The following is a 14,180-nucleotide window of genomic DNA, read 5'->3' as shown; positions in this document are numbered from 1 at the left end:
GATACTGACGCCGCCCCTCCACCATGCCGTACTCGGACGGGGGTTGAGGAGGCTTCACCGAGGCCGGGCACACACCGGCCACACAGTCGTCCCCTGGAGCCCGGCGGGGCCTGGTGGTGTCCTCGACGGCGTGACGCCGCGTATCCGCGCGGCGCCGTCGAGAAGGGCTGATCCTCGCGTGAACACCAGGGAGCGCTTCGCTGATCTGTCCAACGCCACCGTCACCGTGACCGGAGGCTTCGGACTGGTCGGCAGCCGCATCGTGCACAAACTCCGCGCACTGGGCGCCAAACCGCTTGCCGTGGGCCGACTGGACGCCTATGGCAGTTCCGTCTGCTCCTCCGTGTTCGGCATCTCGCCCGGGGACCCGGACGTCGTCGCCGGCGACATCACCGACGCCGCGCTGATGAACGACCTGATCTCGCGCAGTGATTACGTCATCCACGCCGCGGCGCTGGCCGACGTCGCGGAGTGCACCCGCAATCCGGCTGCGGCGCTGGAAGCCAATATCCGCGGTACCCAGACCGTGCTGGATGCCGCGGCCCGGCACAGCGGCATGCTGAGGCGGCTGGTCTTCGTCTCCTCGGCCAGCGTCTACGGCGTCGGCAACGGTTCGCCAGATGCGGGGGCCCGCTTCAGCGAGGAGGACGTGCTGACGCCCGGGTCGGTCTACGCCAACACCAAGCTGTGGGGCGAGCATCAGACCGCCCTGGCCTTGGGCGGCGCCGACAACTCGTACGCGATCGTGCGGTACTTCTCCGTCTACGGGGAGCCGCAGGTGGTCAAGGAGAACAGTCACAGCTGGGTGGTGGCTTGGTTCGCCATGCGGGCCGCGCTCGGTCTGCCGCTGCACCTCAACGGCGGGGGCCACCAGGTGCGGGACTTCGTGCACGTCGACGACATCGCGGAAGCGACCCTGCTGTCAGCGGTGACCGAGCGCGCGGACCGTACGACGCTCAACGTCGGAACCGGCCGCGCCACCTCCATTCGGCAGGTCGCCGACCTGGTGCGCCGCCGGCACCCTGGTGCGCGGATCATCGAGACCCCGCGGCCACAGGGCGACCCGCTCGGCGCCTGCGCCGACATCACCCGCATGCGCAGCGTGCTGGACTGGGCTCCGCAGGTGGACATCGAGGACGGGGTGAGCCGCTACCTGAAGTGGCTGGAGCGGACCCCACGGGCGATTCCGGCGTGGCTGCACACCGAGGCCCAGGCCGCTGCGTGAGTCGCTCAGATCACCGGGGGGCGGCCGAGGCGGGCCAGTCGGAACACGGTGCGCCAGCGCATCGGCTTCCGGCGCCCGCACTCGGTGCGCCAGCCCTCGGCGAAGCCGCCGAACCAGGCCCGCAGCCCGGAAAGGCTGCGGGTGCGGGCCAGCGTCAGGGCCACCCACACCCCCAGGTAGACGGGGACGAGCAGCGCGGGCAGGTGACGGCGTGCCAGGTAGACCCGGTTACGGGCGTTGACCTGGTAGAAGAACGCGTGCCGGGCCGGGGAGGTCCGCGGGTGCTGGAGCAGCAGCTGGGGCGCGTAACGCACCCGCCAGCCGGCGTCGATCGCCCGCCAGGCCATGTCGGTCTCTTCGTGCGCGAAGAAGAACATGTCCGGCCAGTGGCCGACCTCCTGCAGCATCTTCACGGACAGGACGTGGGCTCCGCCGAGGAAGCCGGTCACCTCCCCGCCGCGCATCGAGTCACCGGCCCGCAGCCGGGGCACGTGGCGGCGCTGGGTCACTCCACTCTCGTCGGCGATACGGAAGCCGACGATCCCCAGCCGCGCATCCGCCGCGTACAGCGCGGTGATCGTGGCGAAGACGTCGTCGGAAACCAGCAGGCCGTCGTCGTCCAGGTCCAGCACCAGGTCCATGTCCGACAGGTGCTCCAGGGCGGCGTTGCGGCCGCCGGTCACCCCCAGGTTCTCCGCCAGCTGCACCGTCTCGACCCACGGCGGCAGATCGGGCATCGCACACCCGTTGGCCACCACCACCGTCCGCGCCGCCCCGGTCGTCTGCGCATGGACCGAGGCCAGCAGCTCCGCCAGCTCCTTGGGCCGGGTGCCCATAGTCAGGATCGCCACGCCCAGCTTCACGCCTGTTCCGTACCCATCTGTGTGAAGGACGCCATGACCGATACCACTGTGCCCGGCCGCGCCTGCCTGCATGAACTCGCCTCCCAGCACCGACTGCCCGCCCACCAGCCGATGGACCAGATGACGCTTGGGTGGATTACGGACAACCGTCCGGCGAACTTCGACGCCGCGCCCAGCTTCCCACGCCCGGGACGCATGCTCGTACCGGCCAGGTCGTGGTTCACCACCGAGCGCCAGGCCGATTCCAACCACGGCGTCCGTCACAACGCCCGCGTCAGCCTGCTCGCCGTACTCCTGGCCCAGGAGTACGGGCTGGAGGGCGACGACGTCGCGGCGCTCTGTGCCGCCGGGGCAGTCCACGACTGCCGGCGGCGCGATGATCGGACCGACCTCGGTCACGGACAACGAGCGGCGGCGTGGTTCCGCCGCCGCACCGACACGGTCACCCGCGCGATGGGCCGCGAGGTCCCGGCGGCCGCGCTGCACCGGGCGGCGCAGGCGATCGCCGTGCACGACGTGCCCTACGAAAACTTCACCGCACAGCAGAAGTGCGCCTACCGGCGCGCTCCGCATCTCGTCGACGTCCTCAAGGCGGCCGACTGCCTGGACCGCTATCGCCTGCCGCTTCAGCGGTGGTGGCCGGACCTGGCCCGGCTGCGCATTCCGGTGCCCGACTGGCTGCCCCCGGCCGCCTTTGCCCTCGTCGTGCGCAGCGAGCAGGCCGCCCTTGACGGAGCCGACTCCCAGCACGCCCTCGCCGATGCCCGACGCTTCCTCACGCCCGGCCAGTAGGAGACCTCTCGTGCCTCTTGTGGACACCGACCTCGACGACGCCCACACCGACTACACCCACCCCCGCATCCGCCCCGTCCCGGCCGGGTGCGCCGAGAGCGAGGACGACTGGCGGCGCCGACTCCAGCACGACACCCCCGGCGGCCATCTGCTCGCCCACAACGCCATGATCCAGGCGCTCACCAGCGGTCGCCCGATCCATCTGATGCACACCACGACAGCCCTGGACGCCATCCGGGCCAGCGGCCAGCTCTACTCCTCCTCCGGATGCCTGCTCGCCGCGCTGTACTGCGCACCGCTGACCGAGACCCCCGCCGGCCTGCGCCCGCACAACCTCGGCGCCTACCTGCTACAGACCAAGTCGCACACTCAGACTCTGATGATCGAGATCAAGCCCACCGCCCCTGCGCCGGCCAGGGGCATCGACTACCTGCGGCTCGGCCGCGTCCACCTGGGCACCTACCTGGATCACCGCAGTTTCCTCACCAAGGCCGAGGACCTCCGGCTGCGCAGGAGAGCGCTGCATCAGATCCGTACGGCCGCCCCCTTCCTGGACGTGGCCCTGGCAGGCGCTGCCGGACGCCGGACGGCGCCGGGCACGTTTGTGGACCAGCTCGCCGCTGCCGTCCAGAATCTGCCGTTCCTGGGCTACGTGTACTTCGAGGTGCTGTCGGAGTACCTGATGCTCCACTCCACCAGCACCGAGACGAAGGCACTCGCGGAGGTCGGCGAGATGAACAACCGCCTCTACAAGCGTCTGGCGTTCTCCGCGGTCAGCGGCATGGACAAGCTGTTCGACCTGTCCCGCTTCCACCCCGACCACCAGCGCCTACACGACCTGATCGCCGACATCGAGCCCCCGCTCGCCCCCGGAGCAGCGGAGTACACCCGAGACCGCCTCTCCCACCTACTCACCGCTCTGGCCGTCGACCCCGGCCAGGACGCGACCATCTTCACCTTCCGCGACCAGGACTTCGACAGCCTTGCCAAGGCTGCGCCGTCCCTGCTGGGGCAGACACTCTTCCGCGAAATGCGCATTCTTCAGCGCTACCCGCAGCTCTACCTCGCCTTCGAGCAGGCCAAGGCCCTTCGGGCCTGGAACTACTGGAACCACCACCAGATCCGGGCGCCGTTCAACGGGTTCCTCCCCAAGGGCGAGATCGGCGTCAACCCTGCCTACCCCGCCGACTGCACGGTGTGGCTGGGGGAGACGTGCGAGCGGGGCCTGATCCACCCGGTCGACGAACTCGACGTCGCCTTCGTGCCCCGCATGGCGGACCTGGGCATGACCGCCATGCGACGGGACGCCACCGGCAAGGCCGCCGGGCATCCAGCCGCCGCCTGAACTGATCGCCCGTTGCCATTACCAGGCCCGCCCATCCCGCCGGACTGCTTCGCCGATGTTCGTGCGCCGTACACAGCGCCACCTTTACCGTCCAGCCCGCGTGCCGGGGAGTGTCATGAATCATCAGGTGTGAGCCTCCCCGAAGGAGTCATCCGAGGAGTACGACGACGGATCACCGGATCGAGACCTTGGGCTGCGTGTCGCTTGCCGCGGCTGACAGAAGTGTTCAGGGCACCGACGTGAAGTCGATGCCGGTGTCGCCGAACGGTCTGTCCGGCGAGCTGCTGGAGGAGCTGGCCGCGCTCGCGGCCGAGAAGGCCCGTGGGCAGGGCTGCGGCTGATGGGCGGGGCGGGCTGCTGCACGAACCGGCCCAGCACCTGATGCAGGCCGCATTGGAGGCGGAGATGGACGAGCACCTGGCCGCCGAGGCCGGCCGGGCCCGGGTGGAGGAGGAAATCGGGCCGTCGGGCCGGTTCCGGGTTCCGCAGGCGGCGGGCAGGTCCAAGAGGGGGACATCGGCTACTCCAGCAAGGGAGGCAGCCAGGATGAGCGCATGACGACGATCGACGGTGAGGTGGCACCCGGATTCGAGCCGGTCCGCGAAGCGTTCGTGAAGAACTTCACCCAGCACGGGGACATCGGCGCGGCCGTGTGCGTCTACCAGCACGGTCGGCCGGTGGTGGACCTCTGGGGCGGCGTCGCCGACCCCGAGACCGGCCGACCGTGGACACGGGACACCCTGCAACTGGTCTACTCGGCGACCAAGGGAGTCACTGCGACCGCAGCACACCTGCTCGTCGAGCGCGGCTTGCTGGACCTCGACGCACCGGTGGTGAAGTACTGGCCGGAGTTCGCGGCGAACGGCAAGGCAGACATCCCCGTGCGCTGGCTCCTGTCCCACCGGGTCGGCCTGGTCGCGCTTGATCAACCGCTGCCACTGACAGAAGCGTTGGCCTGGGATCCCATGGCAGCGGCCCTGGCGAACCAGCGCCCCCTGTGGACTCCGGGCACCGCACACGGGTACCACGGCCGAACCTGGGGGGGGGTGGCTGGTCGGTGAGGTGATCCGCCGGGTCTCCGGCCGCTCGCCGGGCCGCCTCGTCGCCCAGGAGATCGCGGAACCCCTGGGGTCGGACTTCTTCATCGGCTTGCCGGCGAGTGAACGGAGCCGGGTCAGCCGCATGGTGTACCGGCGACCGACCGTCGATCTCACCACCGTCCCTGTCGAGTCCGTTCCCGAGGAACTCCGCGAACAGGTCTCCGCCTGGCGCGACCGAAATCCTTCAGCAACCGTGCGTTCGCGGTCACCGACCCCGCCGCGATCGATTTCGACTCCCCGGAAGTGCAGGCCGCCGAGCTCCCGTCCTCAAACGGCATCGGCACCGCACGGGCCCTGGCCCGCATGTACGCCGCGCTGATCGGCGAGGTCGACGGCGTGCGCCTGCTCACCCCGGAGAAACTGGCGTCGGCGACCGAGGAACAGGCCGGCGGGAAAGACCGGGTAATGGTGATCCCGAGCCGTTTCAGCAGCGGCTACATGCTGCCCACGGACGACAACCCCATGACCGGGCCGAACGCCTTCGGCCACACCGGCCGTGGCGGCTCACTCGCCCTCGCCGATCCCGAGCACGGCATCGCCTTCGGCTACGTGATGAACCACATCGTCAGCGGCTCCGACGACGCGCGGGCGGCTTCACTGACCGAAGCGGTCCGGAAGGTGCTTGACAGACACGGAGGCGCCCCGGGTTCGGCAGGTGCTCTCAAGGCCCCCCGGCTGGGAATAAGCGGCACACGCATATGGTCCGGAGGGCTGGGAAGCCATTCTGCCGGTGCCTGAGGACATGGGCCTCGGGCCCTCTTGTCAGGGCGCGGGACAATGGACGGTGGTCCGCTTGCCCGCGGGCCGGCGTGACGTACGTGTAGGTGTGTGCGGCGCGTGTGACGAGAAGGACGAGCACAAGGGAGACGACATGGCGGAGCCCACGCCGCACCGGGACCGACCGCGGCTACGCCCCGCGCCCCTGCTGTTCGAGCCCGCGGAGGCGGCCGCCGATCCGGAGCACTTCTTCGACCTGGAGTCGATCGACGATCCGCGCGCGCTGCTGGAGCGGGCGACGGAGCTGACGCTCGCGTTCCGCGCGGCGACGGACCGGGCGGTGGAGTTCCAGGCGGTGGCGGCGGCGCAGCTGGCCGATCCGCGGCGCTTCGACCGGCTGACGCCGGCCGCCATCGCCGAGCGGGCCGAGTGGACCGAGGACTACGCGAAGAAGATGATCGAGTTCGGTCGGGAGCTGCTGCACGGGGGTGAGGGCCGGGGGTCCGCCGACCCGGTGTGAGCGGTGTGGGCACGGTCGTGTGCCCTGCGTGGTCGGTCGGCCGCCACCCCCTCGAACAGGCGTGGCATATGCCAGGTGGGCAAGATACCTCCCTCCCCGCCCCGGTGTCCCGGATTCCCGCAACCCTGGGAAACCGTTCCCTCACCGCGGGTAGACAGACTGCATGAGCAGCACACGCAGTGCACGCAAGGCATCCGACGTCAGCGGTGTCACCCCGGACGGCGCCGCCTGGCTCGCCTCCGCAGGAACGTATCCGCGCAGCACCCTCTCGCTCTGGGAGGAGCGGCCGCACGCTCCCGTCGTGCTGCCCTGCGGTTCCGCCTTCGACGTGGCGAGCGCCCCCTCGACCTTCGGGCGCCGGATGCTGGACCGGATGTGGGACGAGGGGCCGGGCTCCGGTCCGGTGGCCGAGTTCCGTGGCCGGATGCTGCTGTTCTCGACGCCCGGCACCGCCCAGCGGCTGCCGGCGCTGCTGGAGTGGGAGGAGTGGGACGCCCGCGGCAGGAAGGCCGGGGAGGCGGGTCGCACCGGCGCCGTTCCGCCCCTGCTGTGCCACGGCACCGGCGACGCGGTGACCGTTCCGGCGCCGGATCCGGGCGAGCGGGCGGACCGCTCCGACGCGCGCTGGCTGGTCGCCCCGGACACGCGTCACCCCTGGCTGCCGGGCCCGGAGGTGCTGCTCTGGGCGGCCGTACGGGCGGCGCGCGCGGCCGTGCGGATATCGATTTTTCCTCCTGCCGACCAGGGTGCTAATGTCTACGACGTCAGCAGGCGCCGCTAGCTCAGTTGGTTAGAGCAGCTGACTCTTAATCAGCGGGTCCGGGGTTCGAGTCCCTGGCGGCGCACAGACACGTGGAAGGCTCCTTGCGAAAGCAAGGGGCCTTTTACGCGTCTTCGGTCCCCTCTCCGGCCCCGATGCTGATCTGCACCGTCCACGCCCCCGAATCCGTACGCCCCAGCACTTGCACCCGCACGCCCTCCCCCGGCACCGTGAAGCTCTCGCCGAGGGCGACCGGGGCGTCCGCGAGGGGCGGGTAGACCGACTCCCCCCAGCAGGCCTCCGTGTGCGGGTGGGCGTCGACGACCTCGATCGGCCCCTCAGCGGACCGGGTGGTGCCGCGCACCCTGTAGACCAGCACCCCCGACCGGCAGGCGCCCGCGTCGTCGCCGACGGGACCGCGCGCCTCGAAGGCGAGCACGCTGTCCGGGCCGGTGCGCACCACGGCGAGCTTGGTGCCCCGGCCCAGCCCGAAGGAGGGCGCCCCGGCCGCGCCGGTCACCGGTACGCCGGGCCCCGCCCCGAGCGGTTCCAGCGTCAGCCGCACGGGCCCCGCGCCCTGCACGCACCGCACCTGGCGGGGCGCCAGCCAGCCCAGCTTCCACTTGTGCCAGCCGAACAGGTCGGGGGCGAGGGCGAACTGGCTGCCCATCAGGTCCCAGTCGCCGACGTGGGTGTCCCAGTCGCTCTTGCCGTCCACAGGCCGGTTGTAGAGGTCGGGGAGGTCGAAGACGTGGCCGGTCTCATGGGCGAGGACCAGCCGGTCCGGGGGATGGTCCTCGAACACGGTGACGACCCGGCGGATGTCGGTGCCGTCCGCCCGCAGCGGGGTCTCCAGGTTGACGACCTTCGTGGCGTCGGAGTCCACCCCGGGCGCGTCCGGGTCGGCGACGAAGTACACGACGTCGTAGCGCGAGAAGTCGACCTTCGGATCGACGGCGGCGAGCGCGTCGCGCAGGTAGGCGGACCGGTCCCGCAGGGACCAGTCACGCCGTATGGCGTACGCGGTGGACGGGCGCGGCATCGGAATCCAGCCACGCAGGACGTGCGGGCGCAGGGTGAATCTGCCGTAGGAGGCCCGGTGGAAGAAGTCGCTGGTGGCGGGGAAGTGGTCGGCGGCGATGTCGTCGGGGGTGGTCAGGGGGTGCGAGTCCGGGAAGGACAGGAACACCATGACGGCGTCCAGCCGGCCGGTCGGCCGGGGGTAGGCGGCGTTCCAGGTGTCCAGGCCCTCCGAGTGGTGCGTGTCGGTGCGGGTCAGGGCGCAGGGGTCCGCGGAGAAGGGCTCGGCGTCGGAGATGCCTGTCACCAGGGACGTGGCCGCGAGCGCCGACAGGGTGGTGAGTACGGCCGCCGCGCTGCGCAGCCGAGGGCGGCCGTACTCACCACCCTGTCGGCCCAATCCCCTGAGAGCCTCATGTCCGAGTCGTCTCAGGGGGAGCTGGCGCGGCACTAGGACCTCCGGGAGACGGTTCGCAGGACACCGCACCCAGAATGAGATGGATTGTCATACTGCGCCCTGTTTATCTACACCGGACGGGTGAGAGGCCGAGGTTTCCGTTCACGTTCGGCGCCTCGAACCACTTACGGAACGTCACAACCGGTCTCAGGCCTGAAGAAGCCGTCCACCTCCGAGCAGAAACGATCTGGCAGAGATGCGTGACCGTGCTGGACACTGGACAGTGACTGGAAGGGCTCCGGGTCGGCCTCTATGATCGGCACACTTTCCTGAGACATTCCTGAGGCTTTCCGGCACGGACAGCGATCGAGTGCACGGCGGGAGCGAGCGGTGAGCGGAACGTCCGAAGGGCCGACGCCCGCAGCAGACCTCAACCGGCCGATCGTCACGGAGAGTGACACCTCTGCCCCATCCCGTGCCGAACGTGAAGAACCGGCCTCACCCCCGGCGCCCCCGCCGACCTCGCCTCTGGCGCCCCTGCCGGCGTCCCCCCTGGCGCCGCCTCCGTCGTACCGCTCCGTCTTCACGGCCGCTCCGCTCGCCATGGCGGTGGTCGACCGCGAGGGCAGGGTGGTCAGCGCCAACAGCACCCTCGCCACCCTGCTGGGCCGCGCACCGGACACCCTGGTCGGGGCCGCCGCCGCCGACCTGGTGGACCTCTCCTCCGACGCGCGCGCCTGGCACTCCTACCGCGAGGTGCTGTGCGGCCGGCAGGCGCGGCTGCGCTGCACCCGCCGGCTCAAGCACCCCGAGGGGCACTCGCTGTGGGTGCAGGTGTCGGTCGCGCCACTCCCCCCTGAGGCGGGGGACGCGGGGGACGCACCCCCCGCGGCCGAGGCGCCCGGCGTCCTGCTGTCCGTCGCCGACGTCAGCGCCCGCCGCGAACTCCAGTCCCGGCTCCACTACTTGCAGATGCACGACCCGGTGACCCGGCTGCCCAACCGCACCCTGTTCTTCGAACGGCTGACGGCCGCCCTGGAGGCGGAGTCCTACGAGCAGAGCGGCACCGGCCGGATCGGGCTCTGCTCCCTGGACCTCGACGGGTTCAAGGCCATCAACGACGCCCTGGGCCACCGCGTCGGCGACCGGCTGCTGGCCGCCGTCGCCGAACGGCTGACGCTGTGCGCCGAGGAGGCGGGCCGGTCCAGGGCCGGCACCCCGCTGGTGGCCCGGCTCGGCGGGGACGAGTTCGCGCTGCTGGTCGAGGACTCCACGGGCACCGAACAGCTCGCCGACCTCGCCGAGTCGGTGCTCGGGGCGATCCAGGACCCCTTCGACGTGGACGGCCGGCGGCTGTCGGTCTCGGCGTCCATCGGGGTGGTCGAACGGCACGCGGCCGGGACCACGCCCACCGCGCTGATGCAGGCCGCCGACACGACGCTCTACTGGGCGAAGGCCGACGGCAAGTCCCGCTGGACGCTGTTCGACCCGGAACGCAACGCGCACCGCATGACCCGCCAGGCCCTCGCCTCCACGCTGCGCCCCGCCGTCGAACGGGGCGAGTTCACGCTGGAGTACCAGCCGCTGGTCGGCATGGAGGACGACCGGGTGCACGGTGTGGAGGCCCTGGTCCGCTGGAACCACCCGCAGTTCGGCACCCTGACACCGAATCGGTTCATCTCCATCGCCGAGGAGGACGGCTCGATCGTCCAGCTCGGGCGCTGGGTGCTGCGCACCGCCTGCCGGCAGGCCCGCCACTGGCAGGTCGAGCACCCCACCGAGCCGCCGATCTTCGTCAGCGTCAATGTGGCGGTCCGGCAGGTCTGGGACTCCGATCTGGTCGCGGACGTCGCCGAGACCCTGACGGAGACGGGCCTCGCCCCGGAGCTCCTCCAGCTGGAGCTGACCGAGTCGGCGGTGATGGGCTCCTCGGGCCGGCCCCTCCAGGCGCTGAAGGCGCTCAGCGACATGGGCGTGCGCATCGCCATCGACGACTTCGGCACCGGCTACTCGAACCTGGCCTACCTCAGCCGGCTGCCGGTGTCGGTCCTGAAACTGGACGGCGCCTTCGTCCGGGGCTTCCCCTACGAGGACCGGGACCAGACGCCCAGCCCGGCGGACGAGGCCATCGTCGAGGCGATGGTGCAGCTCGCCCACCGGCTGGGGCTGACGGTCACCGCGGAGTGCGTGGAGACCACGGCGCAGGCCACCCGGCTGCGCCGGATCGGGTGCGACACCGGCCAGGGCTGGCTGTACTCCCGTCCGGTGTCGCCGGACCGCATCTCCGAACTGCTGGGCACGCCCGGGGTTCAGGCGGACGTCGTGGGCAACCCGTAGGCGTCGGCGATGAGTTCGTAGGAACGCAGGCGTATGTCACCGCTGTGCGCGTTGGCCGTGATCATCAGCTCGTCGGCGCCGGTGCGCTTCTGCAGGTCGTCCAGACCGGCGCGGACCTCGTCCGGGGTGCCGTGCACGACGTTGGCGTTCCAGGACTCGACGAAGTCCTGCTCCATCGGCGAGAACGGGTACGCCTCCGCCTCCTCGGGGGTGGGCACCAGGCCGGGGCGGCCGGTGCGCAGCCGGACCATGTTGAGCGCGGCGGCCAGGACCTGGCGCCGGGCCTCCTTCTCGTCGTCGGTCGCGAGCGCGGAGACCCCGATCAGGGCGTAGGGCGCCTCGAGGACGTCGCTCGGGGTGAACGACTCGCGGTAGAGGTCCAGCGCGGGGACGGTGTTCTGCGCGGAGAAGTGGTGGGCGAAGGCGAACGGCAGGCCGAGCAGGCCGGCCAGCCGGGCGCTGAAGCCGGAGGAGCCGAGCAGCCAGACCGGCGGCCGGTGCGTCGACTGCACCCCGCCGGGCGAGGTCGCCTGGACCGGGCCGGGGACGGCGTGGATGCGGCGGTAGCGGTGGCCGTCGGGGAAGTCGTCGTCCAGGAAGCGGGTCAGCTCGGCGAGCTGCTGGGGGAAGTCGTCGGCGCCCTCGTTCAGCCTCTCGGTGCGGCGCAGGGCGGCGGCGGTGGCGCCGTCGGTGCCGGGGGCGCGGCCGAGGCCGAGGTCGATCCGGCCGGGGGCCATGGCCTCGAGCGTGCCGAACTGCTCGGCGATGACGAGCGGGGCGTGGTTGGGCAGCATCACCCCGCCCGAGCCGAGCCGGATGCGGTCGGTGTGCGCGGCGAGGTGGGCCAGGATCACCGCCGGGGACGAGGACGCCACACCCGGCATGGAGTGGTGCTCGGCGACCCAGAACCGGTGGAAGCCGCGTGCCTCGGCGAGCCGGGCGAGGTCGACACCCGTGCGCAGCGCCTCGGTGGCGGTGTGGCCGGCACCCACGGTGACCAGGTCGAGGACGGACAGCGGCACGGGGGCGGTGCCCTGTGCCGTGCCTCGGATCTCGTCGGCTGCGGTGTCGTCTGCGGCCACGGCGGGGTGCCTCCTGTTTCGGGTGACGTCTCACCGGCCACCAACAGGGAGGTGTCCCCGTTTGTTCCCCTCGCCTCGCCGCACCGCCCCCGCCGCCGCGGCCGTGCGTGTCCGCCCGAACCGCTGGTCGTGTCCCGCGGCGTGGTGCGGGAGTCAAGCGCTTCGCGTTCCGGTACAGGGCCCGTGACGGTCTTCGTGGAGGCGGGTCGAACACCCGAACCGGCGGGACCGCCGTCCCCGGCCTGCGGATTCCGACGTCTTGATCCCCCGCACCACCTGGCGGGACGCCGTCGCACCGCTCACACCTGCACGATCGGCTCCCGGGTGAACAGGGCGCCCAGGGAAGGGGCGTTCACCCTGCGGTCGGCCAGGCGCAGGGCCTCCCAGACGGTGACCTGGTTGGCGGTGAGGACCGGTTTGCCGAGCTCCTTCTCCAGGGCCGGGAGGTGGGCGAGCGTGTGCAGGGCCGTGTCGGGCAGGAGGACCGCCCGGGCGTCCGGGTGGTCGGCCGCGCGGGCCAGGGCGAACAGCTCGGCCTCGCCCCAGGTGCCTACCTCCGCCGCCGTGATGATCCCGGAACTGGTCACCCCCGTCACCGTCACCGAGCCGGCGGCCAGGAAGTCGGCGAAGAGCGCGGCCACGTCGTCCGGGTAGGTCGCGCCGACGGCGACCCGCCGCGCCCCGATCTCCCGGGCCGCGTGCACGAAGGCGAACGAGGTGGAGGAGGCCGGGGTGCCCGCCGTCCGGGCGAGGGCGCGCACCTGCTCCTGCGCGCCCTCCCAGCCGCGTACGAAGCTGCCGCTGGTGCAGGCCCACACCACCGCGTCGACGCCCGCGCGCCGCAGCTCCCCGACGCCGGCCGCGAGCCGGTCGGCGTCGCCCATCGCGAGCAGCGCGTCGACCCGGTGCGCGTCCTCACCGATGTCGGTGTGCACCAGGTCCACCCGGATGTCACTGCCCAGCAGCTGCTCGGCGCGCGGATAGTCGTCCTCGGCGGCGTGTCCCGGATAGAGGAATCCCAGTGCGGTCATGTCCAGCCTTCCTGCTGCTTCTCGTCCGGCACCCCCGACACACCCTGCGCGCCCGGAACGCCCTGAGCACCTTGCACGCCCTGAGCACCTTGCACGCCCGGCGCCCGGGGCCCGTCCGGCAGTACCGGAGCGGGCGGCGGCACCGGGCTCCGCGGCAGCACCGCGCCGGACGTCCGGTCCGGCAGTACGGCCTCGGCGCCGGTCCCGGTCTCGTTCCCGGGCCCGGTCGTGACACGCGCCGACGTGTCGATCAGCGCCTGATACGGTCCCACCGCCCGGGTACCCAATCGGCGCAACGCCGCCCACATGGTCACCTGGTTGGCCGAGATGACCGGTATGCGCAGTTCCGCCTCCAGCTGCGGGATCACGTCGTACGTCGGCAGGTTGGTGCAGGAGAGGAACAGCGCGTCCGCCGCGCCGAGCCGGCCGCGCGCCGTCGCCCGCCGGGCCATGTCCACCACCTCCCGGTAGGCGACCCGCCAGATCTGCCGGGTCAGACCCATGTACGCACAGCCTGTCACCGTGACCCCGGCCTGCGCCACGTACTGCTCCAGCGACCGGGTCACCGACACGGTGTACGGCGTCACCAGCGCCACCCGCCGTACGTCCAGTTCCACCAGCGCCTCCAGCAGCGCGCCGGAGGTGGTGATCGCCGGGACCGCGCCGGTCCTGCTCATCGCCTCGCACATGGCGCGCTCCCCCAGGACCCCGCCGACGAAACTGCCGGACGTGCAGGCGTAGGCGACGACCTCGGGACCGACCGCGGTGAGCGTGCTCACCGCGTTGCCGAGGGTCTCGTGTTCGCTGATCAGCCGGGCGAGGTCCAGGCTGACCTCGACCGGCACGTACGGCGTTCGGGTGAGATGCAGGGACACGTCGTCCGGCGTCCAGCGCCAGAGCTCGCGGTCCAGCGCGAAGTCGAAGGGGGCGACCACGCCGACACCGCGCTGCGGGCCGGGACCGCCGATGAAGGAGACGTCCATGTCAGCAC

Annotated in this window: 11 protein-coding genes, 1 tRNA gene and 1 pseudogene; 8 read left to right on the top strand and 5 right to left on the bottom strand. The window is 71.6% G+C overall.

Translation table 11 applies throughout. The features are described 5' to 3' along the window. The first annotated feature begins 178 nt into the window (after positions 1–178). On the top strand, positions 179–1,225 hold the full coding sequence (locus PYS65_RS23075) for an NAD-dependent epimerase/dehydratase family protein (protein ID WP_279335838.1): 1,047 nt from the start codon (positions 179–181) through the stop codon (positions 1,223–1,225). 5 nt (positions 1,226–1,230) lie between these two features. Here the strand turns inward: PYS65_RS23075 and PYS65_RS23070 are convergent, their stop codons facing one another. Then, the gene (locus PYS65_RS23070; RefSeq protein WP_279338041.1) at positions 1,231–2,061 is read right to left on the bottom strand and encodes a glycosyltransferase family 2 protein; all 831 of its coding nucleotides are present in this window, start codon (positions 2,059–2,061) and stop codon (positions 1,231–1,233) included. A 60-nt stretch (positions 2,062–2,121) separates the two neighbouring features. On the opposite strand from PYS65_RS23070, the gene PYS65_RS23065 reads away from it, so the two are divergent. From PYS65_RS23065 to PYS65_RS23030, 6 genes and pseudogenes are all read left to right on the top strand, one after another. Then, positions 2,122–2,880: a hypothetical protein gene (locus PYS65_RS23065; RefSeq protein WP_279335837.1), complete on the top strand. Its 759-nt coding sequence runs from the start codon at positions 2,122–2,124 to the stop codon at positions 2,878–2,880. Between the two features lie 10 nt (positions 2,881–2,890). After that, on the top strand, positions 2,891–4,225 hold the full coding sequence (locus tag PYS65_RS23060) for a hypothetical protein (protein WP_279335836.1): 1,335 nt from the start codon (positions 2,891–2,893) through the stop codon (positions 4,223–4,225). A gap of 554 nt (positions 4,226–4,779) precedes the next feature. Next, positions 4,780–5,949 (top strand): annotated as a pseudogene (locus PYS65_RS35255) (serine hydrolase domain-containing protein); the annotation flags it as partial. 247 nt (positions 5,950–6,196) lie between these two features. Then, positions 6,197–6,562 (top strand): hypothetical protein, encoded by a 366-nt coding sequence (locus PYS65_RS23040; protein ID WP_279335834.1) that lies wholly within the window; start codon positions 6,197–6,199, stop codon positions 6,560–6,562. 163 nt (positions 6,563–6,725) lie between these two features. After that, on the top strand, positions 6,726–7,343 hold the full coding sequence (locus PYS65_RS23035) for a bifunctional DNA primase/polymerase (protein ID WP_279335833.1): 618 nt from the start codon (positions 6,726–6,728) through the stop codon (positions 7,341–7,343). After that, a tRNA-Lys gene (locus PYS65_RS23030) sits at positions 7,334–7,407 on the top strand. The genes PYS65_RS23035 and PYS65_RS23030 overlap by 10 nt, the downstream gene beginning before the upstream one ends. 39 nt (positions 7,408–7,446) lie before the next feature. On the opposite strand, the gene PYS65_RS23025 is transcribed toward PYS65_RS23030, so the two are convergent. Beyond that, positions 7,447–8,793 (bottom strand): M6 family metalloprotease domain-containing protein, encoded by a 1,347-nt coding sequence (locus PYS65_RS23025; RefSeq protein ID WP_423836112.1) that lies wholly within the window; start codon positions 8,791–8,793, stop codon positions 7,447–7,449. A gap of 336 nt (positions 8,794–9,129) precedes the next feature. Here PYS65_RS23025 and PYS65_RS23020 point away from each other — a divergent pair, with 336 nt between their 5' ends. Then, entirely contained in the window at positions 9,130–11,076 is a 1,947-nt protein-coding gene (locus PYS65_RS23020) for a putative bifunctional diguanylate cyclase/phosphodiesterase (protein ID WP_279335831.1), read from the top strand. On the opposite strand, the gene PYS65_RS23015 is transcribed toward PYS65_RS23020, so the two are convergent. From PYS65_RS23015 to PYS65_RS23005, 3 genes are all read right to left on the bottom strand, one after another. Then, on the bottom strand, positions 11,049–12,158 hold the full coding sequence (locus PYS65_RS23015) for an LLM class flavin-dependent oxidoreductase (protein ID WP_279335830.1): 1,110 nt from the start codon (positions 12,156–12,158) through the stop codon (positions 11,049–11,051). The genes PYS65_RS23020 and PYS65_RS23015 overlap by 28 nt on opposite strands. A 299-nt stretch (positions 12,159–12,457) precedes the next feature. After that, complete coding sequence (locus tag PYS65_RS23010) at positions 12,458–13,189, bottom strand: maleate cis-trans isomerase family protein (RefSeq protein ID WP_279335829.1); 732 nt, start codon at positions 13,187–13,189, stop codon at positions 12,458–12,460. Then, entirely contained in the window at positions 13,186–14,172 is a 987-nt protein-coding gene (locus tag PYS65_RS23005; protein WP_279335828.1) for a maleate cis-trans isomerase family protein, read from the bottom strand. The genes PYS65_RS23010 and PYS65_RS23005 overlap by 4 nt, the downstream gene beginning before the upstream one ends. Positions 14,173–14,180 lie beyond the last annotated feature (8 nt).

The organism is Streptomyces cathayae (assembly GCF_029760955.1).
Classification (GTDB): Bacteria; Actinomycetota; Actinomycetes; order Streptomycetales; family Streptomycetaceae; genus Streptomyces; species Streptomyces cathayae.
Note: the sequence above shows the minus strand (reverse complement) of the source record. Positions and strands in the feature narration are given on the sequence as shown.